General features: G+C 60.7%; 21 protein-coding genes. 4 read left to right on the top strand and 17 right to left on the bottom strand.

Features of this window, described 5'->3' with window-relative positions; all coding sequences use genetic code 11:
• Positions 1 to 20: 20 nt before the first annotated feature.
• The 15 genes from OGV19_RS03645 to OGV19_RS03575 form a co-directional block, all read right to left on the bottom strand.
• Positions 21 to 3,578: a glycosyltransferase gene (locus OGV19_RS03645; protein WP_264312174.1), complete on the bottom strand. Its 3,558-nt coding sequence runs from the start codon at positions 3,576 to 3,578 to the stop codon at positions 21 to 23.
• Positions 3,579 to 3,671: 93 nt separating this feature from the next.
• On the bottom strand, positions 3,672 to 5,255 hold the full coding sequence (locus OGV19_RS03640) for a flagellar hook-associated protein 3 (protein ID WP_264312173.1): 1,584 nt from the start codon (positions 5,253 to 5,255) through the stop codon (positions 3,672 to 3,674).
• Between the two features lie 13 nt (positions 5,256 to 5,268).
• Positions 5,269 to 7,299: a flagellar hook-associated protein FlgK gene (gene flgK / locus OGV19_RS03635; RefSeq protein WP_264312172.1), complete on the bottom strand. Its 2,031-nt coding sequence runs from the start codon at positions 7,297 to 7,299 to the stop codon at positions 5,269 to 5,271.
• 12 nt (positions 7,300 to 7,311) lie between these two features.
• On the bottom strand, positions 7,312 to 8,466 hold the full coding sequence (gene flgJ, locus OGV19_RS03630; RefSeq protein WP_264312171.1) for a flagellar assembly peptidoglycan hydrolase FlgJ: 1,155 nt from the start codon (positions 8,464 to 8,466) through the stop codon (positions 7,312 to 7,314).
• 11 nt (positions 8,467 to 8,477) lie between these two features.
• Entirely contained in the window at positions 8,478 to 9,587 is a 1,110-nt protein-coding gene (locus OGV19_RS03625) for a flagellar basal body P-ring protein FlgI (RefSeq protein ID WP_413470110.1), read from the bottom strand.
• A gap of 12 nt (positions 9,588 to 9,599) precedes the next feature.
• Complete coding sequence (flgH, locus tag OGV19_RS03620) at positions 9,600 to 10,295, bottom strand: flagellar basal body L-ring protein FlgH (protein WP_264312169.1); 696 nt, start codon at positions 10,293 to 10,295, stop codon at positions 9,600 to 9,602.
• Positions 10,296 to 10,343: 48 nt separating this feature from the next.
• Positions 10,344 to 11,129, bottom strand: coding sequence for a flagellar basal-body rod protein FlgG (gene flgG / locus OGV19_RS03615; RefSeq protein ID WP_264312168.1), 786 nt, complete (start codon positions 11,127 to 11,129; stop codon positions 10,344 to 10,346).
• A 46-nt stretch (positions 11,130 to 11,175) separates the two neighbouring features.
• Complete coding sequence (locus OGV19_RS03610; RefSeq protein WP_264312167.1) at positions 11,176 to 11,916, bottom strand: flagellar basal-body rod protein FlgF; 741 nt, start codon at positions 11,914 to 11,916, stop codon at positions 11,176 to 11,178.
• Between the two features lie 184 nt (positions 11,917 to 12,100).
• Positions 12,101 to 12,286 (bottom strand): hypothetical protein, encoded by a 186-nt coding sequence (locus OGV19_RS03605; RefSeq protein ID WP_264312166.1) that lies wholly within the window; start codon positions 12,284 to 12,286, stop codon positions 12,101 to 12,103.
• A gap of 71 nt (positions 12,287 to 12,357) precedes the next feature.
• The gene (locus tag OGV19_RS03600) at positions 12,358 to 14,112 is read right to left on the bottom strand and encodes a flagellar hook-basal body complex protein (protein WP_264312165.1); all 1,755 of its coding nucleotides are present in this window, start codon (positions 14,110 to 14,112) and stop codon (positions 12,358 to 12,360) included.
• A gap of 31 nt (positions 14,113 to 14,143) precedes the next feature.
• Entirely contained in the window at positions 14,144 to 14,848 is a 705-nt protein-coding gene (gene flgD, locus OGV19_RS03595; RefSeq protein WP_264312164.1) for a flagellar hook assembly protein FlgD, read from the bottom strand.
• Between the two features lie 15 nt (positions 14,849 to 14,863).
• A complete protein-coding gene (gene flgC, locus OGV19_RS03590) occupies positions 14,864 to 15,307 on the bottom strand; it encodes a flagellar basal body rod protein FlgC (protein ID WP_264312163.1) in 444 nt (147 codons plus the stop codon).
• Positions 15,308 to 15,309: 2 nt separating this feature from the next.
• Entirely contained in the window at positions 15,310 to 15,717 is a 408-nt protein-coding gene (gene flgB, locus OGV19_RS03585) for a flagellar basal body rod protein FlgB (protein WP_264312162.1), read from the bottom strand.
• 500 nt (positions 15,718 to 16,217) lie between these two features.
• Positions 16,218 to 17,045 (bottom strand): protein-glutamate O-methyltransferase CheR, encoded by an 828-nt coding sequence (gene cheR, locus OGV19_RS03580; RefSeq protein ID WP_264312161.1) that lies wholly within the window; start codon positions 17,043 to 17,045, stop codon positions 16,218 to 16,220.
• Positions 17,046 to 17,096: 51 nt separating this feature from the next.
• Positions 17,097 to 18,026, bottom strand: coding sequence for a chemotaxis protein CheV (locus tag OGV19_RS03575; RefSeq protein ID WP_099428629.1), 930 nt, complete (start codon positions 18,024 to 18,026; stop codon positions 17,097 to 17,099).
• A gap of 77 nt (positions 18,027 to 18,103) precedes the next feature.
• Here OGV19_RS03575 and flgA point away from each other — a divergent pair, with 77 nt between their 5' ends.
• The 4 genes from flgA (at position 18,104) to OGV19_RS03555 (ending at position 20,668) form a co-directional block, all read left to right on the top strand.
• On the top strand, positions 18,104 to 18,856 hold the full coding sequence (gene flgA, locus OGV19_RS03570) for a flagellar basal body P-ring formation chaperone FlgA (protein WP_264312160.1): 753 nt from the start codon (positions 18,104 to 18,106) through the stop codon (positions 18,854 to 18,856).
• Between the two features lie 156 nt (positions 18,857 to 19,012).
• On the top strand, positions 19,013 to 19,327 hold the full coding sequence (gene flgM / locus OGV19_RS03565; RefSeq protein ID WP_264312159.1) for a flagellar biosynthesis anti-sigma factor FlgM: 315 nt from the start codon (positions 19,013 to 19,015) through the stop codon (positions 19,325 to 19,327).
• A gap of 50 nt (positions 19,328 to 19,377) precedes the next feature.
• On the top strand, positions 19,378 to 19,845 hold the full coding sequence (locus OGV19_RS03560) for a flagellar protein FlgN (RefSeq protein WP_264312158.1): 468 nt from the start codon (positions 19,378 to 19,380) through the stop codon (positions 19,843 to 19,845).
• A gap of 79 nt (positions 19,846 to 19,924) precedes the next feature.
• Positions 19,925 to 20,668, top strand: coding sequence for a flagellar brake protein (locus OGV19_RS03555; protein ID WP_264312157.1), 744 nt, complete (start codon positions 19,925 to 19,927; stop codon positions 20,666 to 20,668).
• Between the two features lie 251 nt (positions 20,669 to 20,919).
• Here the strand turns inward: OGV19_RS03555 and OGV19_RS03550 are convergent, their stop codons facing one another.
• Both OGV19_RS03550 and OGV19_RS03545 read right to left on the bottom strand, forming a co-directional pair.
• The gene (locus OGV19_RS03550; RefSeq protein ID WP_264312156.1) at positions 20,920 to 22,260 is read right to left on the bottom strand and encodes an MFS transporter; all 1,341 of its coding nucleotides are present in this window, start codon (positions 22,258 to 22,260) and stop codon (positions 20,920 to 20,922) included.
• A 131-nt stretch (positions 22,261 to 22,391) separates the two neighbouring features.
• Positions 22,392 to 23,633, bottom strand: coding sequence for a glutamine synthetase family protein (locus OGV19_RS03545; RefSeq protein ID WP_264313880.1), 1,242 nt, complete (start codon positions 23,631 to 23,633; stop codon positions 22,392 to 22,394).
• Positions 23,634 to 23,804: the final 171 nt, after the last annotated feature.

The following is a 23,804-nucleotide window of genomic DNA, read 5'->3' as shown; positions in this document are numbered from 1 at the left end:
GCCCTGCCAGGCGCCAGGATTCAGTCTGCAAGCCAGGCATTGGCCCAATGCTGCAAATGACGCGGCGCAAATACGAAGTCGCGCAATACCGCTTCACGAAGCTCATCCCCCTGGCGGTAACTGGCCTCAGGGTCAGCCAGGTGCATACGAATCGCATCCAGCCACAGCTCAGTCGTGTTGGCTCGAACCCGCGTGCATGGCAGGTATCCACCGTAGGCCTTGGTGTCGGTACAGATCACTGGATAGCCACAAACGCCGTACTCTAGAAGCCGCAGATTACTCTTGCAGTCGTTGAACAAGTTCTGCTCAAGCGGAGCCAGCGCCAGGTCAAGATTGAGGCTGGCCAACTTACGCGGATACTGAGCCAGCGGTACGCCTTTATGGAACTCCTTGACATAGGGACGCAGCACCTCCGGGCACATGCCGAAGAACACCCAGTCGACCTCATCCGCCAAGGCCCGGACAACGCCCAGCATCAACTCCAGATCCCCTCTGTGGCTGGTACCACCTGCCCAGCCCACACGAGGTTTCATGCTGGTCTGGCGCTGGCTGGAAAGACCTGTCCACAGCGAAGCGGCCAACATGTTGGGCACCACACGGATGTCGTGGTGCATGTGCGACAAAGCGTCAGCCAAGGGCTCGGTGGAAACCACCAGCCGATCACAAAGACCAACAGCCTGGCTGAGCAACTCGCCAATGTCTTTCGGCCAATTCCGGGTATGGTCGTTTTTCTCAGGCGGCTGGATTACATAATCGTCAATTTCGAAGATGCGCCGAGCATTGGAGAACTGCCTGATTTCAGTCAACTCCTTCAAATGTTCAGCGGAATACCGAAGCTGCAGGATCATCGCATCAGGCTTCTCACGCTCCGACACAATGGGTTCCGGCATCTGGTACCCGATCCGCCCCTGAATCCAGCCTGCGCCTTCCAGCTCCGTGAACGGCTGAATGACTCGATAATGCCCGACTGCAGACGTATTGAATGGCAACGCCAACACTGACGGCATCGCTCGCCCAACGAAAGGATCCCAACCGCTACGCAACCCCGGTTCAAGCCTGAAGCCCCCCTGTTTGAGGCTCAGGTTCTTGTTGTAGGCCGGATCATTGGCAACAAGACCCAGCCAGCGCTGGTAAAACGCCTGTTGGTCAGCACGCTCCTTGGAGGGCATGCTCGAAGGCAACCGGATAACCCTCGAAAACGGCGTCCAGACCACGAGATAACCCGCCTCACGCACCCTCAGGCAGAGATCTGCATCAAACCAATCTTGTTGAAATGCCTGCGTATCCAAGCCCTGCAGTTCATGGAACAACTCGCGCCGAACCAACAGACAATCCAGGTTGAGCGCACTCCAGTTTTGCACTAGGCGCAACCGATCCAGGTAGCTATCAGCATCTGCCGCATTGCCCGCAAATGGGTTACCAGCAGCCCCCCCCAACCCTAGAACCATTGCACTGCAAGCCGCAGTACCGTCACGTGCGTACAGCTTTGGCCCGACGGCCCCAACCTCCGGGCGCTGGGCCTGGCTCATCAGCGCTTGCAACCAGTGCGCGTCAAACAGGACACACCCGACATCGAGCAACAGCAGGTATTCGCCGCGGGCATATTCACTGCCCATGTTCAGGCATGCAGCCTTCCCTTGAGCCTGCACCTCAAGTATGCGCAACTGGTCGCCGCCCAACCCGCCCATGGCCGCCAACCAGTCACGCACCTCGACCGACTCCTCACCACTGGCGATCAACAACACTTCGTAAATGCCGTAGCGGGTGTACTCGAACAAGGACTCAACACAGCGACGCAGCGCGAGCAGATCACTCCCAACCACGATCAGAATGGACACACTCGCCTGCTGTTCATGCTGATAACACACCTGAGTGGCCATGCTACCCGTAACAGCCTCTACTTCGGCCGCCACACCCACTCGCTTCAAATGCGCCCGCAACACCGCTGCGGCATGCGCTTGCACTGCCGGGTCATGCATCCAGTCGGCATAGGTGTATTGGCTCTGTACCAGCAATTCGGGGATGTGCTCAACCACCTGCAAGCCATGCGCCTCGACCAGCCGCCAGAGCAAATCGTGCGGCGCCAGGCTGGCGAACTGCGAATCAAAACCGCCAACGGCACGCACAGCGTCACATTTGAACGCTAATTGACGGCCTACATAAGGCAGGCTGCGCATCAAATCCAGATTGAAGTCGGGCTTGAAGATCGGCTGGTTCGACTCCCGCCCGTTGTACGCACCTTCATCGCTGTACAGGCACAAACTACCCGTGTTCAAGGCCATGCGTTCGGCCATGATCACCAGTGCATGGGGGTGCAGACGATCCCCTGCGCGCAGCAGGACGATCCAATCGGCCTGGCCGTCCAGCAGCAGTGCATTGACATCACCGAAGCCGTCATCGTGGCGAATCTGATGCTGTACCCCTGCAATGGCCAGCGGCGGCAGATCAGCGGGGCCGAGTAACTGAATACGGCTGGCACCATAGGACTGCGCAGCCAAGCTATCCAGCGTAGCGCGCAGGGCAAGCTCTTCGTCCTCGTTGTAGAACACCACCGGCACGATACGGGGTTGGCATGGCCACTGCTCGATACGCTTGGGCAGCAGGCGCTGCTGGCCTTGCGACAATGAGCGAGACTCCAGCCATTCAGCGTACAACTCCGTGAAGCTAAGGCTGTAAGTACCGACCTGCATCTGGAAGGAAGCGATCTGCCGGGTGGTGAAATTTCGGAAGTCCAGCTCTTGCCACTGCTCATCGATATCGCCGCTGCACGATGCCAGAGGCAAGTAGCGTACCCACCCCTCGGCAGGCTCTTGTTCTCCCGTTCGTGCAGCCAACATCTGATGCAGCCAATCCGTCTCGACCTTGGTCGCCTCTGTCATCGACACGTGATGGCTGAGCCTGCCCGCATGAATACGCTCAATACTCAGCACGTACTCCAGGCTGGCCAGATGCCCACGACGCAGCAAGCAGATATACAGGGCCATATCGAGGCGCGCGGAGAACCCCAGGCCATCCTGAACCAGTGTCGCCAGGTACTCCTCGACCTGAGCACGACGGAACAGGGCATGGCTGATGCCACCAAAAAAGTTGGCAGTACTGTCCGCTATAGAGGCAAGCAGGTCAGTGCCATGAAGCAAGGCGCTGGTGGGAGCGATCACTGCATTAAGCCCGCGAGAGGGCAGAAGAATGTCGTCAGCATCGCAAAGCAGACGCTGGCTATTCACCATGCTCACTTGCTCATGCTCACACATGACCTTCGCCTGACGGCTGATGCACTGCTCCAACAACAGGTCATCATCACAGAGAAACTTGATCAGCTCGCCTGAAGCGTGGCTCAAGCAAGCCAGCAAGTTGCGGGCAAAGCCCAAGCGCTGGGGATTGCGCACGTAACGCACGACCAGCGGGGAAGCCCTGCCTAACTCCTCACAAATCGCCTCGATCTCTTGGCCAGGGCTGTCGTCGCAGATGACCACCTCCAGCCTGGGGTAGTCCTGATTGAGCGCGCTACTCAGCGTGCTGCGAAAGAACTCTGGATTGAACGCTGGAATGGCGATAGTGACGAGGGGCTGTGCGCTCACAGGTTACTCACTTAAGCGGTAAAGCATTTTATGCGGCGAGGGAAGGCAAGATGACCCTTTACATACAGATCACCTCACCCCAAAAAGCCTCGATCAGATGTAATTGACCAACGACAGCCCGGCGATTTTTGCATAGGCCTGCAAGGAAGCCTGCAGCATGTTGGACTGCATGTTCAGGCGCAGCATCACCTCGGCCGGATCGCTTTCGCGAATCGAGCTCTGGGTCTTGGTGTTTTCAGTACTCAACGCCTCGTTGGTTTCTGCTTGCACATCCAGCGCCTGGCCGCGACCGCCGATAGCACTGACCGACGAAGAGACCTGGTTGATGGCGCTAGCGACGTTGCCCATCGCCGAATCCAGCGAGGCCAGGAAGTTCTGCTTTGCTGTCGGATCACCGTCCATCGGCGTGCTCAGCGCGGTGCGCAGTTTGCTGATGGTATCGAGCACGTTCTGGGTCTGGTGAGTGTCCACCTTCACCTTGAATGAATCGTCGGCACTCGGCGCACCCGACAGCTCGAAGCTAACACCCGCAGCCGACGCGGTAGTACCGTTCGGCCCACCCAGCGCACCTTTGGCGACCGGGCGGCTGTCGGCAGTGACAGGCGATGCATACAGCTCGAAGGTATCGCTGCCGGTAAACTTGAGCACGGCGCCGCCTGACGGGAAGGCTGCCTTGTAGAGGTCCGGGTCGGTGATGGTTGCACCGGTGACCTGCTCAGAAGAACTATTACCCGGGCTTCGCGTTCCGGACACCGCATCGGCCTTGGAACTCAAGCTGAACGTATGCCCCGCGATGGCGGCATCTTCGTTACCCTTGTCGCCATCCTTGTAGGTGATGGCCAGGCGCAGATCGACACCGCGGAAGTTGACTGAAGTGTTTTCGCCCTTGGGATCGAATTTACCGCCCTGGCTGGCCTCGAGCGTAACGTCATTACCCTTGGCATCCGTGATCTTGTACTCGGTGCTGCTGACAAACTCGAGCGTGTAAGGCTCGCCACCGCGGAAACGGTCGTTAAACGTCGCGCTACCGGATACCTGGCCGTTGGACAGGCTGACGCGGCCATCGTCCGTAGCAGGCGCGGTCAGCTTGGTCTCGCTGCGGCTGGTGTTGAGTGCCTGCTCGAAGGCATCGTAGCCAGTCTCGTTGGCGGCCAGGCTGAGCATGTCCCCCACCTGCAGGTTCAGTTTGCCTTGGTCGCCTTGGTAGCTGTAGGTGCCATCGGCGTTGCGCTGGTAGGGTGGCGTCTCGCCCTTGGAGCCCGAGAAAATGTACTTTCCGCTCTCATCTTTGCTGTTCATCAGGTTGAACAGTTGGTCTTCCAGCGAAGCCAGTTCATCGGCATTGGCCTTACGGTCAGAGTCGGTGAACGCGCCGTTGCCGGAGCTCACTGCCAACTCGTTGACCCGCTGCAGGACGTTACCAATCGACTTCAACGTGCTTTCCGCAGTGCCCAGGGCATTACGAACATTGACAGTATTGGTGGCGTATTGCTTGAGCATGCTTTGTTGCTGCTCCAACTGCAGCAAGCGTGCGGCACCCACCGGGTCATCCTTTGCAGAACGTACACGGATGCCATCGCTGGCCTCCTGCTGGGTCTTCAGCGAATTGGCGAAATTACGCTGATAGTTTGCACTGGTGGTGTTGTAGTACTGCGAAGTAGAAATGCGTACGCTCACGGTCTACGACTCCTTAAAGGCTGTTGATCAGGGTGGCGAAGGTTTCCTGGGCCGCCTTTATGATCTGCGACGACGCGGTGTAGTACTGCTGAAACTTGACCAAGTTACCGACCTCTTCGTCGACCGATACACCCGACAGGCCGTTGCGGCTGTCCAGTGCCGAGGCGTGCAATGCACTGGTGGCGTCGCCGTCCATCTGGGCCTGGCCAGCCTTGCCGCCAACACCGGATACCAGCTTGGCATAGGCATCGGTGAAGCTGATGCCCTTGCCATTGGCGCCCACATCAATGGTGGATTTGGACTGCAGGTCGATCACCGACAGGGCGTTGCGGTTGTCCGCTGAGCCGGCACCGGTCAAGGCCACGGTATAGCTATCGCCATTCTTCGGTGCGCCGGAAACGCTCATCTCGAAGGTGAAGTTGCTGCCCAACGAGTTGCCATTGCCATCGACCATCGGCACCGACAACTGCAGCTTGTTATCCTGGCCCGGCACAATGGTACCGCTACCGATCTCGGTACCCTTGGCGTCGTAAAGCTTGTAAGCCTGCGGCGAGGCGGTGTCGTCAGCGAACACCAATTTCACCGGGGTCGAGTACTTCAACCCGGCCTGCAGTTGCGAACGCTGGGCAGCGTCATAGATGTCCAGCTCGGAGGTCAGCTTCGGCTGGGTAATCACCCCAGTGCCCTTGTTGCCAGAGCCGCTGGTGGCGGTCAGCGACGACGACAGCGCCAGCCGTTTGGGGTCGGTCAGCACGGTTTCGATGCTGGCCGCGGCATTGCGGGTGGGGGTGATCTTGAAGCTGTCGCCGGCACTCAAACCACCGCCATTAAGCGACAAGGTGAAGCCATCGATCACCGGTGGCGGGCTGTCACTCAAGTCGAAGCTACCCATGTCAGTGCCTTCAGGCAGTTTGCGCACGCTGTAGCCGGTGGCACTGGTGAAGGTCACCTGATAATCGCTGATCGACAGCTTGCCGGTGTCCTTGATGGTGACATCGAGGTTGCCGGAGCCGGCGCTGTTGCCCGACTTGGCAACACTGCGCTCACTGATGGCTTTGGCGCTGTTTATGTCACCGAACAGGGTGGCGCCGAAGTCGCCGTTCCTGTCGATGCCTTGGGCCAACTGGCTGTTGATCGCATCGGCCACCACCAGGGCCACACGCCCCAGTTCATTGAGCGCCGGATCGAGGGTTTCCCTGCGGTAACGCAGCAGGCCGCCCAGCTCGCCACCGGTGGCGCTGCTGGTGATGTCCATCTTGGTCGAGCCGCGGTTGAGGATCAGGCTCGTGCGGGTCGGGTCGGTGGCGCTCGGCTCGACACCCAGGGTCTGGGTGGTTTTGCCCAGCACCAGTGCCTGGCCGTTCTTCAGGTAGATGTCGTAGTTGCCATCACGCTCCACCACATCGGTGCCAATCAATGCGTTCAGTTCGCGTACCGCGCCATCACGCTGGTCAAGCAGGTCGTTGGGCTGGCCGGTGACCGCGCTCACCTTGGCAATCTGATCGTTCAGATCTGCGACGGTCTTGGTCAGGTTGTTAACCTGATCGGCTATTGCTGCCATGTTGCTGCTGATATTGCTGTTCTGCTGGTTCAGCTGCGAAGACAAGGTGTTGAAGCGCTTGGCCAGGGACTGAGCACTGGTCAGCAACAGTTGTCGCGAGGCATCCTCGGTAGGCTTGGCAGCAGCGTCCTGCATGCTACTGAAGAAACTCTGCAGCGCGGCAGTAATGCCGGTGTCGCTGCTGGACAGGGCAGTATCCAGCGGCGTGATCTGCTTCAGATACGAGCCAGCTTCGCTGCTCAGCGAGGTGGTGGTACGCAGCTGGTTCTCGAGGAACGCGTTGTACACCCGGCGCACATCGGCCAAGGTGGTACCGCTGCCGATGAAGACCTGGCCAACCTGTTGGCCGCCTTTGGTCTTCTGCACGTTCTGCTGGCGCGAATAGCTTTCGACATCGGCGTTGGCGATGTTGTTACCGAGGGTGTACATCCCCGACTGCGCGGCGCCAAGCCCCGACATACCAATGTTGATCAGACTCGCCATGGTTGCATGCCCTTAAAGTTTCGTTGTGGTACCGAGCATTGCGTAGCGCTCGTACGACTTCATCTGTCTTGCGATCTGCGAGATCTTGCTGGCGTAGTTCGGGTCGGTGGCGTAACCGGCCTTCTGCAGCTCTCGCACAAACTGTTCGGGTTTATCGGCCACACTCACCGCATCTTGATAGCGCGAATTGTTCTGCAGCAAGCTGACCAGGTCGTGGAAGCTGTCCTGGTAGGAATCGTACGAGCGGAACGCCGCCGTTTCCTTGACGAACTGGCCATCACGGAATTCGCTGGTGATCGCCCTCGCCTGCTCGCCCTGCCAGTTACCACTGGCCTTGATGCCAAACAGGTTGTGGCTGCTGCTGCCATCGGTGTTGCGCATGACCGACTTGCCCCAGCCGGTTTCCAGGGCCGCCTGGGCCACCAGGTAGCGCGGGTCGATACCGATGCGCTTGGCGGCCTGCTCGGCCATCGGCAGCATGGTGGCAACGAACGTGTCGCTGTCAGAGAACGCCTTGTTCGGCGCCAGCGGTGGCTGGGCCACGGCACGCCCGACAATGCGCAGGCCGTTGTCCGGCACGGCAAAGGCCTTGGCCGCCTGCTGGCCATCACGGGGCGGCACGGCAGCGCTGTTGCTGGTTGCGGCCGACGGCACGATGCCGGCCAGCAAGCGGTCGGTCAGCTTGCTCGGCAGCGCCAGGCGCCGCGAATTGAGGGCAGCGACGTCGTTACGGGGCGCGCCCGACTCGGCGGCACGCACAGGCTCCGCCACCTTGTTGCCCCACAGCGCCGGGCCACTGCCCTCGCCGCGCGCAAACGGGCTGCTGGTGCCGGCCGTGCTCTTGCTCTTGGTCAACTGGCGCACCAGTACGTCCTGCAGGCCGATACCGCCGCCCTCGCGGGACATGCTCACGGCCAACTGCTGGTCATACATGTCGCGGTACTGCTTGACCGTCTCGGTGTTCATCGGGTTGTCGTCGGCCAGCACATCGCTGGCCTTGCGCGAGGCCTTGAGCATTTCGCTGATAAACAGCGACTCGAACTCCTGCGCCACCTTGCGCACGTTGCCTTCGCTGTCGCGGTCGCCGTGTTTGAGCGAGCTCAGGCGATTGAGGTCGGTGTAGGCGCCGCTGTCGACGCTGCCGGAAACCAGGCTTTTGCTGTTCATCCGCTGCGTCCTCAGATCACGATCAGGTCGGCTTGCAAGGCGCCGGCCTGTTTCAGGGCTTCGAGGATCGCCATCAGGTCGCTGGGCGCCGCACCGACCTGGTTCACCGCGCGGACGATTTCATCCAGCGTGGTACCCGGGCCAAACTTGAACATCGGCTTGGCTTCCTGCTCGGCGTTGACCCGCGAGCGTGGCACCACGGCGGTCTCGCCATTGGAGAACGCGCCCGGCTGGCTGACGATCGGGTCTTCGGTAATGGTCACGGTCAGGCTGCCGTGGGTCACCGCAGCAGGCGAAACCTTGACGTTCTGGCCAATCACGATGGTGCCGGTACGCGAGTTGATGATGACCTTCGCCACCGCCTGGCCCGGGTCGATCTCGAGGTTTTCAAGGATCGACAGGTAGTCCACCCGCTGGCTCGGGTCCATCGGCGCGCTGACACGCACCGAACCACCATCCACAGCCTGGGCGACACCAGGGCCGAGCAGTTCGTTGACCTTGTCGACGATCCGCTTGGCGGTGGTGAAGTCTGGGCGATTGAGGTTCAGGGTCAGGCTGTTGCCCTGGTTGAACCCACTCGGCACCGCCCGCTCGACGCTGGCGCCACCGGGAATACGCCCGGCCGACGGAACGTTGACGGTGATCTTCGAGCCATCGCGGCCTTCGGCATCGAAGCCGCCCACCACCAGGTTGCCCTGGGCGATGGCGTAGACGTTGCCGTCGATACCCTTGAGCGGGGTCAGCAGCAGGCTGCCACCGCGCAAGCTCTTGGAGTTACCGATCGACGACACCGTAATGTCCACCACCTGGCCGGGCTTGGCGAACGCCGGCAGGTCGGCATGCACCGACACCGCCGCGACGTTTTTCAGCTGCACGTTGCCAGAACCCGCCGGCACCTTGATGCCGAACTGCGACAGCATGTTGTTGAAGGTCTGCAGGGTGAACGGCGTCTGGGTGGTCTGGTCACCCGTGCCGTTGAGCCCCACCACCAGGCCGTAACCGATCAACTGGTTGGAACGCACGCCAGAGATGCTGGCGATGTCCTTCAGGCGCTCGGCCTGGGCCGCGAAGGCGCAGGACAGTAGCAGGGTTGCGGCAATCAGCTGCCTCACGTTGAACATGGTCATCCGTACTCAGAAAGGCCAAAGCGGGCTGATGAAGAAGCGGTCCAGCCACCCGGGCTGGCTGGCATCGGCAAACGAGCCGGTCCCGGAATAGGTGATGCGCGCATCGGCCACACGAGTGGACGGCACGGTGTTATCGGTGGCGATGTCGTCAGCGCGGATCATGCCGGCAATGCGCACCAGCTCTTCGCCGGTATTCAAGGTCAGCCACTTCTCGCCGCGCACGGCGATGATGCCGTTGGGCAGCACTTCGGCCACGGTCACGGTGATCGAACCGGTCAGGGTGTTGCCCTGGGTGGCCTTGCTGTCGCCCTTGGTGGCGCGCTCGCCGCTGTAACCGGCTTCCAGCGACAGGTCACCGCCGCCGAATGGGTTGTTGGTGTTGGGCGTGCTGCCGAACAGCGAGCTCAGGCCGATGTCGGCCTTGCTGTTCTTCTGGATCTGCGAGCCTGCGTTCTTGCTGGCAGAAGTGCGTTCGTTGAGCGTGATGGTGATGATGTCACCCACCCGGAACGCCTTGCGGTCGCTGTACAGGTTCTGCTCGAACCCGGCCTGGTAGATCGAACCGTTGTTGGCCGCCGCCGGCAACGGGGTGCGCGGCAACACCGGCGCATAGTACGGGTCGTTGGGCTTGGGCGTCGGGCCGACGCAACCTGCCAACAACACCGCCCCCCCCAGGGCGAAGACGGACAACAGACGATTCATGACGCTTACCTCACGGTGTAACTGGGCTACGGGGCCAGGTTCAGGGGCTTACAGCTGCTGGGTGACGAACGACAGCATCTGGTCGGCGGTGGAGATGACTTTGGAGTTCATCTCGTAGGCACGCTGAGTGGTGATCATGTTCACCAGCTCTTCCACGGTGCTGACGTTGGAGTTTTCCAAGGTCTGCTGCAGGGTGGTGCCAAAGCCGTTCAGGCCTGGGGTGCCGACTTGCGGCGCGCCGCTGGCGGCGGTTTCCAGGAACAGGTTGTTGCCCATTGCCTGCAGGCCAGCGGGGTTGATGAAGTCGGCGGTCTGAATGTTGCCGATTACCTGCGCCGCCGGGTTGCCCGCGACGGTGATCGACACCGTGCCATCCTGGCCGACGGTGAAGGTCTGTGCGTCATTTGGCACGACGATGGCAGGTTCCAGCGCCATGCCGTCGGCATTGACGATCTGGCCATCGGAGTTCAGGTGGAAGGTGCCGTCGCGGGTGTAGGAAACGGTGCCATCGGGCTGCAGGATCTGGAAGAAGCCACGGCCATTGACCGCCATGTCCAGCGGGTTCTCGGTGGTCTGCAGGCTGCCGGTAGTGAAGTTTTTCTGGGTGCCGACAATGCGCACACCGGTACCTACCTGCAGGCCCGAAGGCAGCTCGCTGTCCTGGGTCGACTGGGCGCCGGGCTGACGCTTGATCTGGTAGAGCAGGTCCTGGAATTCGGCGCGATCACGCTTGAAACCGGTGGTCGAGACGTTGGCCAGGTTGTTGGAAATGACCGTCAGGTTGGTGTCCTGGGCGGACAGGCCGGTTTTAGCGACCCAAAGAGCCGGAAGCATGCTGTTCTCCTCGTGCGCCTGTTTTACGGCACCCGTTCAAATGTGATTAGCCGATTTGCAAAACACGCGCCATGGCTTCGTCGCCTTCCTTGGCCGCGTTCATCATCTTGACGTGCAGTTCGAACTGACGGGACAACGCCAGCACCGAGGTCATTTCCTCGACGGCGTTGACGTTGCTGCCTTCCAGAAAGCCCGACACCACGCGAACGTTGACGTCGGCATCTGCCGGTTGGCCATTGGTGGTGTGAATCATGCCGTCCAGGCCCTTGGTCAGGCCTTTGATGTCGGGGTTGACCAGTTTGATGCGGTCGACCTCGGCCATCACGCGTGGGTCTTCACCCATGGCGCGAATGCTGATAGTGCCGTCAGCACCCACTTCAACTTTCTGCTCCGGCGGAATGGCAATCGGGCCGCCGTTGCCGATCACCGGCATACCGTTGCCGGCACGCAGCACGCCCAAGGCGTCGATGTTCAGGCTGCCGGTGCGCACATAGGCTTCGCTGCCATCCGGGGCCTGCACGGCGATAAAACCCTTGCCGGCCACGGTCACGTCCAGCTCGCGGCCGGTCTCGACCATCGGGCCTTCACTGAAGTCGGTGGCCGGGCGTTCGGTCATGGCGAAGGCGCGCGCCGGAAAGCTGTCGCCAAACACCGGCATCGAGCGCGCCTGCTCCAGGTCGCGCTGAAAGCCGTTGGTGGAAATGTTCGCCAGGTTGTTGGCATGGGCCTTCTGCGCCAGCGCGTTCTGGCTGGCGCCGGTCATGGCCACGTAAAGCATCTTGTCCACAGTTATCCTCCGCTGCAGTGGCGGTCGTTTGCCGCTCGCCGTCGCTATGGAGGCAGTAAGGCAAGTTCCGAACCAACTTCATGAAATCATGAAAAAGCCCGTGGATACGGGCTCTTGCGGGAACCACCCACACGCTGAACGTCGGTTATCCGGCGCCGGATTGCCGATAACGGCAAAGCGACCGCTAGCGTTCACGACACCCACCATTGTTGTAAGGCCCCGCGAACCGCTTCCACCCTTCCCCTGGCGACCACTGGGAACACACCAAGCGCCCATCCACTTGGCTCTCCCAGCGCCACCACGGCGCGGTACCTGCCTGCGCGTGATAGAGGCAGAACGCTGCCAGCCAAGCGACAAGCTGCTTTTTCATGAGCCCTCCTACAAAACGACAAACCCCTTCACAAGAAAGGGGTTTATCTACACACCATCAAAAAGCGTCCATCAGGCCATCTGGATGATGGTCTGCATGATGGTGCTTTCAGTCGAAATGGTCTTGGCGTTCGCCTGGTAGTTGCTTTGTGCCTTGATCAGCTCCACCAGCTCCTGAGTCAGGTTGACGTTCGACCCTTCCAGCGCATTGGACTCGATAGCACCCAGGGTACCTGTCTTCGGCGCATCGATACCGGGAATGCCGGAGTTGTAGGTTTCAGTCCAACGAGTACCACCGATCTGCTGAAGGCCCTGCTCGTTAGCGAAACTGGCCAACGCCACCTGGCCAATGGCACGGGACTGCCCATTGCTGAAGCTGGCGAACAGCACGCCTGTCGCATCGATGCTCAAGTTCGACAAAATACCGGTGGCATAGCCATCCTGAGATTGCGACATACGTGCAGTCTCAGTGTTGTAGGAGGTCGTGCTGGCCATCGACAGCTTCATGCCAGTGGCATTGCCCACCGCGCCATTGGCACCCCAGTTACCCGAAGCCCCCTGGGACGCCGGCACCCAACCCACCATGCTGAAGGTATTGTTGGCAACAGTGAACGACGTACCGACAGGCAGGCCGGTGTTGTCCGCCGTCATTGAGTTGACCGAGCCATCGCTATTGAAATTGATGGTGCCCACCAGCGGCTGGGTGCTGCTTGGATCGAACGGGTTACGCCCATCGACCAGGGTGTACATGGTCCACTCGTTGGTGCCAGTTTTGCGATAGAACTGCTCCAGGGTGTGCTCGTTGCCTTGGCTGTCATACACCTTGGTTGGGAATGAACGGTTATAAGTGGCTTCGTCGGCCGGATCGAACGGTTTGTTCGCAACCAAGGCTGGCGAAGTGACGCCCAGCGTTTGAGCAGCACCGGTAGCACCGCTGGCGGCCCAGTCACCATTGGCATCCTGCATGGCAGGCACCCAGCCGGTCATGTTGAAGTTACCGTTGCTTACGGTGAACGACGCCCCGCTCGGCACGCCATTGCTGTCAGCAAGCATGCCACTGATGGACCCATCGCTGTTGTAGTCGATGACACCCGCCACCGGGGTTGTGCTGGTCGGATCGAACGGATTGCGCCCATCGACCAAGGTGTACATGGTCCACTCATTGGTACCGGTCTTTCGGTAGTACTGCTCCACGGTGTGGTCGACACCGTCACTGTCTTGCACAGTGCTGGACGTCGAACGCTGATAGGTACTTGCATCCGCCGGGTTGAACGCACCCATGGTCGGCGGCGTGGTGTTGTCATAGACCTGGAATGGAATCGATTTTGCCGACGAGTTCAGGTTGATGCCCTGATCAATCAGCGAAGTCGCCTTGGGCTGCAATGCCGAGGTATCAATCTTCAGGTCAGTCAGCCCACTCTTCTGGATCTTGCCGCTCGCGTCGGCCGCATAACCCTGCAGCCGCAGGCCATCCGAGGTAATCACAAAGTTGTCTTTACTGGGCTGGAAGGCGCCCGCTCGGGTGTAGACATGCGAGCCATTGTCAGACAGCACAAAGAACCCCTGCCCTTGAATGCCCATGTCCAGCGCATTCCCGGTGGTGTTGACATCGCCCTGGGCAAACCGCTGGGAAACAGCAGCCAAGCGCACGCCGTTACCGATCTGGTTCTTGCCTACGCCCAGGCGGTTGGAACCTGCATAGACGTCTGCAAATTCGGCACGAGACGATTTGAACCCGGTGGTATTGACGTTTGCAATATTGTTGCCGGTGACATCAAGCTGCTTGTTCGCTGCGTACAGACCACTAAGGCCGATATTGAAAGACATAAGGACACTCCATTTGCCGTATTGACCGGCCTTAGATACCGATGGTTTGTACGTCAGACAGGGAAACCTTGCCCACACCAGCAAGGTTCAACACCATCTCGCCAGCGGCGCTGAAGCTGACGCTGGTGACCTTTGCCGGGAGCAACGTGCTCATCTGCACCGACTTGCCATCCACGGTGGTACTGGCGGTAAAGGTGTAGGTACCTGGGTCGACTTTTTCGCCGCTGGCATTGGTGCCATCCCAGATGAAGTCCGCATAACCGGCTTTCTGCTCACCCAATTCAATGGTCTTGACGGTGTTACCGTCCTTGTCCTTGATGGTGATCTTCGCTTCGCTGATCGCCTGCGGCACAACGAACTGCGCGTTGAAGCTTTCAGTGGTGTCGACCACCGCCTTGTTGTTCTGTACCACCACCGAGCGCCCGACAAGCGAAGAGGCCTGCAGGGCCTGGGACGAGCCCAGGGAACTGGTGATCGCGCTGACCGAGTCATTCAGCGATGTAATCCCTTCCAGGCTGCTGAACTGCGCCAACTGAGCAACGAACTCGCCGTTGTCCTGCGGGTCTAGCGGGTTCTGGTGCTGCATCTGGGTGACCAGCAATTGCAGGAACGCGTCCTTGCCAAGCGAGTCGTTGCCAGTTTTGGATGCCGTGTCCGCAGCCTTCTTGGCAGCAGTACCGACACCCGACGCTGCGAGTACGTCTTTGAGATTAACGCCAGTAGTATCGATTGCCATGGTCTGAATTCCTTATCACTGACCCAGGGTCAGGACCTTCTGCATCATGGCCTTGGCCGTATTCATCAGCTCGGCGTTGGTCTGGAACGCACGGCTGGCAGAGATCATGTCAGCCATCTCCTCGACCACGTTGACGTTTGGGTAGTAGACGTAGCCGTCCTTGTTCGCCGCCGGGTGGTTTGGCTCGTAGCGCGCCTCCAGGTTGCTCTGGTCCTCGACGATGCCTTTGACCTGCACACCCTGCCCGGCTTCGCCCTGATCCTCGAACAGCGACTGGCTGGTACCGCCCTGCGCATTCTGGAAGGTGGTGGCGAACACCGGGTGACGGGCGCGGTAGGTCTGGTCGATGCTCGACGACACGGTCTCGGCGTTGGCGATGTTCGAGGCCACAGTGTTGAGGCGGGTGTTCTGCGCGCTCATGCCGCTACCGGCAATGTTGAAGACACTGGAAAGGGACATGATTACTCTCCGCGCAGGGCCGAAACCAGCCCTTTGAATTTACTGTTGAGCAAGGTGAAGCTTGCCTGGAATCCGATGGCGTTTTCGGTGTAGTTCGATTGCTCTAGATGAGCGTCGACGGTGTTCTGGTCGATCGATGGCTGCATCGGGGTGCGGTATTTGAGCGTGTCGTCGGCGATGGCCAGGCCGTCGGCCTCGATGTGCCGGCTGTTGGTACGGTCCAGGGCGAAGCGGCCGCTTTGCTGTTTTTCACTCTCGGCAGCGAGCACCGAGGAGAAGTCCATGTCACGCGCCTTGTAGTTGGGCGTATCGGCGTTGGCGATGTTGTTGGCCAGCACTTCAGCGCGCTGGGCGCGGAAGCCCAGAGCCTTTTCGTGAATGCCAAGCGCCTTGTCGAAGCTGATGCTCATGTCGGGGAAACCTTCAAAGGTTGACCGGAGTGTCGTTGAGCAAGGTATAGCAAGGGCTGTGCCAACCACCGGAAAGGCCGGAAACACGGGGTTGCGAGGGATGAACTGGCAGGCTTGATGCCAGAAAAGCGGCAAAGTGCTTCCGCCTGGGGAGGGAAAAGCGGCAATTGCCGGGCGGCAAAAGCGGCAAAACAAAATATTGACGTCAGGGTTTGACGATAGCGATTTGGCGCTTGTGAGATCGAGCGCCGCCCGCGCGGCGCATCGCGACGCAAGGCCGCTCCCACATTTGTTTCGGGCCAATTAGTCCTGGGACATGGGCGCGCGGCCCCTTGGAGCATGGCGAAATATCAAGTCGGACAAACAAAGCGGTCGCGCGCAAATCTCACAGGCCTCACTGGCCCGAGACAAATGTGGGAGCGGCCTTGCGTCGCGATGCGCCGCGCGGGCGGCGCTCGATCTCACAGGCACCACAACCCTCAAGGCATACCCACCTGGCCTTACTTGGCCTGGTAGATAATCCCCGGGCTGCACTGCACCATCTGGTAATGGTCCGGCAACCCATTCAACGCCTCCGAAGCCCCAAGGAACAGGTAACCCCCAGGCTTGAGCGTGCTGTGGATGCGCAGCAGGATGTCCTTCTTCACCTGGGCCGAAAAATAGATCAGCACGTTGCGGCAGAACACGATGTCGAACTTGCCCAGGCTGGCGTAGCTGTCGAGCAGGTTGAACGAGCGGAACTCGACGCGGCTGCGAATGGCCGGCTTGACCGCCCAACGCCCCGGCCCCTTGGGGTCGAAGTAACGCTGCAGGCGTTCTTGGGACAAGCCGCGGGCAATCGCCAGGCTGTCGTATTCGCCGGTCTTGCAGTTGGTCAGCATGGTCCCGGACAGGTCGGTGGCGACGATCTGCGCCCCCATCTTCAACTGGCCCAGGTTGCTGCGCTCGAACTCGTCGATGGCCATCGAGATGGAGTAAGGCTCCTGCCCCGATGAGCAGGCCGCCGACCACATGCGCAGGCGCTGGCCCGGGTTATTCTTGATGAACTCGGGGATGACCTTGTTCTTCAGCACCTCGAAGGGGTAGGTATCGCGGAACCACAGAGTCTCGTTGGTCGTCATCGCGTCGACCACCTGTTCGCGCAAGCCGCTGCGCGGCTGGGTCTGGATGCGCTGCACCAGCTCACCCAGACTCTTGATGCCCTGTTGCTCCATCAGCTTGTTGAGACGGCTGGAGACCAGGTACTGCTTATTCTCGCCCAGCAGGATGCCACAGGCTTTCTCCAGGAAGACCCGGAACTGTTCGAAATCCAAATTACCCGTAGACACTCTTGCCGCCTCTTTTCAATCGCTGGTGCCGGGAGCGGGCTCCCGGCTGCTTCAATGCGTTGCTTTGATCCGATCAACCACGCGCTGGGCCAGGTCGTCCGGTTTGAACTTGGCCAAAAAATCATCGGCGCCGACTTTCTTGACCATCGCCTGGTTAAATACCCCAGAGAGCGAAGTATGCAGGACGATGTGCAATTTTTGCATGCGCGGATCGCTGCGGATCTCCGCCGTGAGCGTGTAACCGTCCATTTCTGGCATTTCAATGTCCGAGATCATCATCAGGAACTCTTCTTCCGGACGCTTGCCCTCCTCCACCAGCTGGCGCAGGTAGTTGAGCGCCTGGCGGCCGTCGTTCAGCGCCACCACCTCGACACCGACGGTTTGCAGGCAGCGGCTGACCTGCTTGCGCGCCACCGACGAATCGTCGACGGTCAACACCCGCAGCAGCACGGCCTTGTCCTGCACTTCGGCATCGACCACCCCGGCAGACACCTGCTCGGACGACGGCGCCACTTCGGCCAGCACCTTCTCTACGTCGATGATCTCGACCATGCGATTGTCCACCCGGGTGACGGCAGTCAGGTAGTGGTCGCGGCCGGTGCCCTTGGGTGGCGGATGGATTTCTTCCCAGTTCATGTTGACGATGCGCTCGACCGAGTGCACCAGGAAGCCCTGGGTCTTGGTGTTGTACTCAGTGATGATCACGAAACTGTTGCGCGTGTCTTCCTGCAGCGGCGCCAGCCCGGTGGCCATCGACAGGTCGAGGATCGGGATGGTCGCCCCACGAATGTTGGCCACGCCGCGCACCACCGGGTGGGACTTGGGCAGCAAGGTCAGCGCAGGGCACTGCAGTACTTCTCTGACCTTGAACACGTTGATGCCGTAGAGCTGCCCGCCATTGAGGCGAAACAGCAACAATTCCAAGCGATTCTGCCCCACCAGCTGTGTACGCTGGTTGACCGAATCCATAACACCCGCCATGCCAGACTCCTTTACGTTTCAGCCTTTCGTTGCAAATCAGGTACCGAGTCGGCACGGGCTTTGCTTTTTTGAGCGCCATGTACACGAAAACGACATTTTTCCGACGATTGACGCACCTGCTGACTGGCTCGCTGGCCACGCTGTGCCTGCTGGTGCCCGGCGTTCGCACGCTGGCGGACGCGTTTACCTTGCCTGAACAGCTTATCGGTGTCACCCAAGGGTTTCTTGAATTCACCGTAGAAGATTATCTGGCCACCACCCAGACCGTCGGCCGTTACGAGATCCAGGTCAGCACGCTCGACCCTCGTTTGCGCATGCCACTGTGCAGCCAGCCGCTGGACGCGTCACTGGAAAGCCCCTCGCAGCCACTAGGCCGGGTCACCGTGCGGGTACGCTGCGACAGTGCCGCGCCATGGACCGTGTTCGTGCCGGCAACGGTGCGGTTGTTCCGCGATGTGGTGGTGGTTACCCGCCCGCTCAAGCGCGACAACGTGGTAGGCGAAGGCGACGTGGCCCTGCGCGAGCGCGATGTCGGCACCCTCGGCCAGGGTTTTCTCAGCGAACTCGACCAGGCGGTGGGCATGAAGATGCTACGGCCCACCGTCATCGACCAGGTGCTCACCCCGCAGCACCTTGAGCAGGCCGAGGTGGTGCGCAAGGGCGACCAGGTGGTAATCATCGCCCGCAGCGGCAGCCTGAGCGTGCGCATGCCGGGCGAAGCGTTGAGCAAGGGTGGCCTGAGCGAACAGATCCGGGTGCGCAACCTGAATTCCAAACGCGTGATCAAGGCCAGAGTGACCGGCCCCGGCCAGGTCGAGGTGACGATGTAGCAGGATTGCGCTGGCAGTGTGGAACGGCTTTTCCTAAACTGTGTCAGAAAACGGGTTCGCGAGCTTGCTGACAGGCGGCTAAGCATTTGTGCCTAAAGTTTCTATCGGGTTGGCCGAAAACAAGGCAAGCGTCCAAATACCCAGGGGTTTCTGATCATGGTCATCGACTTCAGTCGTTTGAATAACTCTCCGTCCGTCACGGGCGGCGTTCGTGGCTCTGCCGCGTCCGGCACCGCCGAAAAGCCCGGCGCGAGCCAGGAAGCGCCAAAAAGCACCGTCGCCAGCGGAGAAGCAGTACACCTCAGCCAAGAGGCACAGCAGTTGCAAAAAGTCAGCGACACGCTGCGCGAGCAGCCCGTCGTCAACAGTGCCCGCGTGGCCCAGTTGAAACAGGCGATCGCCGATGGCAGCTACCAGGTCGATGCCGGCCGGGTCGCCAGCAAACTGCTCGATTTCGAAGCCCAGCGCTGACCGTTCGGCGCGCTGACTTCATGGACGCTTACTGAAGCCAAGAGTTAGCCATGCACGACATCACTTTGCTGCAACTGATCGAAGATGACATTGCCCCGATGCAGGAGCTGCTTGACCTTCTTCAACAGGAAGCAGTCGCCTTGCATGGGCGCGACATGGCGCCACTGGAGGGCATCCTGGCCCGCAAGCAGTCGCTGATCGTGTTGCTCGAACAGCAAGGCCAGCGGCGCAACAACTTGCTTGCCGGCCTCGGCCTGAGTGCCAACCGCGCCGGAATACAGGCCGTGGCCGCACAGTCAGCGAATGGTGAAGTGCTCATGCAGCAACTCGACGTGCTGACCCAGCTAATGGACACCTGCCGGCAGGTCAACGAGACTAACGGCCGGATCATCCAGGTTCAGCAACACGTCACCAACAACCAGATCAGAATCCTCATGGGTGGCGATTCTCCGTCGCTCTACGACAGCCGGGGCAGCACCTCGCTGCTGGCCAAGCCGCGCGCACTCAGCCAAGTGTGATACTTCTATCAAGGCACAGAACATACTGGCAAAATGCCGTTACTTGCGTGTGTCGTTTTTGCCTGGAGATTGATTAGCCGTGTTCAATGAAGCCGATGCCCCGCAGCCGCCAAAGGTGCTCAGTACGCCTTTGGAGATCGCGGCCAACCTGCGACAGCTGCAGGAAAGTCATGACCCCCTGATCATCACCTTCCATGATCGCAGCCAGCGCTTTCAGAGCTACGTGGTACATGTCGACCGCGACAGCAAAACCCTGGCACTGGACGAGATGATCCCCCGCGACGGCGAAAAATTCATCGAGAACGGCGAATCGTTTCGCGTCGAAGGCTTCCACGATGGTGTGCGCATCGCCTGGGAATGCAATGCCCCGCTGACCATCAGTGAAGTCAACGGCCACCGCTGCTACCGCGGCGCGATGCCGGAAGAAATGACCTACCACCAGCGCCGCAACGCATTCCGCGCCGCACTCAAGCTGTCACAGCTGGTCGACATCACCCTCGACGGCACTCACCTCAAGGGCAACGGCGCCCTGCGCGGCAAGCTGCTGGACATCTCGGCCACCGGTTGCAAGCTGCGCTTCGAAGGCAATGTCGAGGACCGCCTGCAACTGGGCCAGGTGTACGAGCGCTTCAAGGCTGGCAACCCACTGGGCCTGGGCGATACCATGGTCGAACTGCGCCACCTGCACTTCGAAGAGCGTATCAACACCACCTTCGCTGGCGTACGCTTCCATAACCTCAGCGGCCAGGCGCAGCGCAAGATCGAGAGCTTTGTCTACCAACTGCAGCGTGAGGCGCGGCGGTTCGATAAAGACGACTATTGATAGCGCCGCTTCAGGCCTGAACGCCACCCAATCGGGTGGCGTTTTCGTTTGGCGCCTGCCCACCTCGGGCGCTTCGCGGAGCATGCCCTTTATGATTCATTGCACATTCACCGCCGAGCTGCATTGCCAATTCGGCCAGATTGGCGTGGTTGATACGCCGCTGGGCGACCATCCTTTTTTTTCGGCTCTGGCTGAGTACCGATGACAAGCGAGGAGTGACTCACTCAGCTCTGTTCATCGGGGGGAGCGGGTCAAACCGACCGCTGCATCTCAGCTTCAGGCTTGACGCCCTCGGCGCTCGACGCCTGATCCTGCTCGGTATCTTCCGCCGCCACCGGTGCCTGCATCACGTCCTGCACGGTTTGTTCATCGACCCGTGGGTCCAGCGCCGCCGACAACGGCGAACCGGCTGCAGGCATCGCCACGTGGCCCAACGGTGCGTCCTGCACCTGGTGCAGCCCGGTGACCGCTTTCGGCCGAATCCGCCACACCAGCACCAGCGCGAAGAACACGAAGAAGGCATAGAGCATCTGCGAGCCCAGCACCTTCATCAATACCCCGGCTGCCAGCGGGCCGATACAGGCGCCCACGCCATAAGTGACCAGCAACATGGCCGTCAGCGATACGCGGCGCTCGCTCTCCACATGGTCATTAGAGAACGCCACCGCCAACGGATACAGGCAGAACTGCAGCAACGAGATGACAAAGCCGATGCCGAACAGCAACTCCAGCGGCACGCTGGGTAAAATCGCCAACGGCGCCGAGGCCAGCGCCAGGCCGACTGCGGCACTGCGAATCAGCACCGCGCGGTCGTAGCGGTCGGACAGCCAGCCCAACGGCCACTGCACCAATAACCCGGCAAAGATGCAGCTGCCCATGAACAGACCGATCTGCTCGGTGGACAGCCCTTGGCTAGAAGCATACAGCGGCGCCAGGCCGTAGAACGAACCGACGATCAGCCCCGAACCGAGTACCGTGCTCAGCGACTGGGGCACCCGCTTGATGAAGAACTTGGGCTCCATCGGTGCCGGGCGCAAAGGCGCCGGGTGAATGCGCCGGGTCATCGCCACGGGCACCAGGCACAGGGCGAAGCACATGGCGACCAACATCAGCAGTTCAGGGCCGAGCTCGGGGTGCACCACCAGGATCAGCTGGCCGAGCACCAGGCCCAGGTAAGAGGCGATCATGTAGCCGCTGAACACCGCGCCACGGTGCTTGGCGTCGGCTTGTTCATTGAGCCAGCTCTCGATGACCATGTACTGGCACATCATCCCCAAGCCGACCACCATCCGCAGCCCGACCCAAGCCGGCAGCCAGTTGGTCATGCCATGGCCGAGCACCGCCGCGCAGACGATGCCCGCGCAGGTCGCATAGGCGCGGATGTGCCCTACCCGGCCGATCAGCCGGTGGCCGACCTTGCCGCCCACGGCCAGGCCGAAGTAGTTGGCCGCCATCAACGCACCGACCCACAAACTGTCGACATGATCGGCCGCCAGGCGCAGTGCCAGGTAAGTACTGAGCAGGCCTGAGCCGATAAGCATCATCAAGGCAGCGAAATACAGCGACTGAAACGGCTTCCAGATGTTTCGCATACGTCCCGTCGGGCTCCCTGGTCAGGTGGCGTTGGCTTGTTGGCTAGCATAAAAGCAAATGTGCCGCAGCGCAGTCCCCTGCCGGCGAAATAGCAGAACAGGGGACGCGTCCAGTAGCGGTCGTGTCGCGATCAGGCTTGTGCCGCCAGGACCCGACGCTCCCAGGGCGTGATCTCGTCGAAGAAGTCGGTCAGTTCCAGGGTCTTGGTGGCGACGTAGCCTTCGATGAACTCAGTGCCGAACAGTTCCCGCGCCAGCGCGCTGCGCTTCAGGCGTTCAAGCGCCGCGTGTAGGGTACAGGGCAGACTCAGGTGCTCCGGCACCTCGAATTCGCCCTGAATGGCCGGAGTCGGCTGCAAGCGTTGCTCGATGCCGTGCAACCCTGCGGCCAGGCTCGCGGCGATCGCCAGATACGGGTTGGCGTCGGCACCGGGCAGACGGTTTTCCACGCGCCGGGCCACCGGCGCACTGGCCGGTATGCGCAGGCCTGCCGCGCGGTTGTCCTCCGACCAGCAGGCATTGTTGGGCGAGGCGTAGGGATGACACAGGCGCTGGTAGGAATTGACGTTGGGCGCGAACAGCGCGGTGAAGTCCGCCATGCACGCCTGCAAACCGCCAATAAAGTGCAGGAAGGTCTCGGTCGGCTGCCCCTGGTCATCGCTGAACACGTTACGCCCGCTGCCGATCTCCACCAGGCTCTGGTGGATGTGCATGGAACTGCCGGGGGTTTTCGCCAACGGCTTGGCCATGCACACCACGGTCAGCCCATGCTTGAGCGCCACTTCCTTGAGCAGGTGCTTGAACAGGAACGTCTGGTCGGCCAGCAGCAGTGGGTCACCGTGCAACAGGTTGATCTCGAACTGGCTGATGCCCATCTCGTGCATGAAGGTGTCACGCGGCAGGCCGAGCGCCGCCATGCACGCGTAGACCTCGTTGAAGAACGGTCGCAAGCCGTTGTTGGAGCTGACACTGAACGCCGAATGACCAAGCTCCCGGCGGCCATCCTTGCCCAGCGGCGGCACAAACGGCTGCAGCGGGTCGGTATTGGGTGCGAAGACAAAGAATTCGAGCTCCGTCGCCACCACGGGCGCCAGGCCCAAGGCTGCGTAGCGGGCGATCACCGCCTTGAGCTGACCACGGGTGGACAACGCAGAAGACCTGCCATCCAGTTCGTTGGCATCGCAAATGGCCAAGGCGCGCCCGTCGTCACTCCAGGGCAGGCGATGGATTTGGCTGGGCTCAGCCACCAGCGCCAGATCACCGTCATCGCTGCCGTAAAACCTTGCCGGGGGGTAGCCTCCCATGATGCATTGCAGCAGTACGCCGCGGGCCATCTGCAGGCGCCGGCCTTCGAGGAACCCCTCGGCGGTCATCACCTTGCCGCGCGGTACACCGTTGAGGTCGGGGGTGACGCATTCGATTTCATCGATGCCCTGGAGGTGCTCGGCGAGGGTATTCGGGCCGGGGGTGGTCATGACGCTTGTCCTTGTTGTTATAGGCTGACAACAACATAGGCTGGGGGTGTTTAAAATATCAAGCACCTG

The organism is Pseudomonas putida, assembly GCF_025905425.1.
GTDB classification, from domain to species: Bacteria; Pseudomonadota; Gammaproteobacteria; order Pseudomonadales; family Pseudomonadaceae; genus Aquipseudomonas; species Aquipseudomonas putida_AF.
The sequence above is the reverse complement of the archived record's forward strand: the minus strand, read 5'-3'. Positions and strand labels throughout refer to the sequence as shown.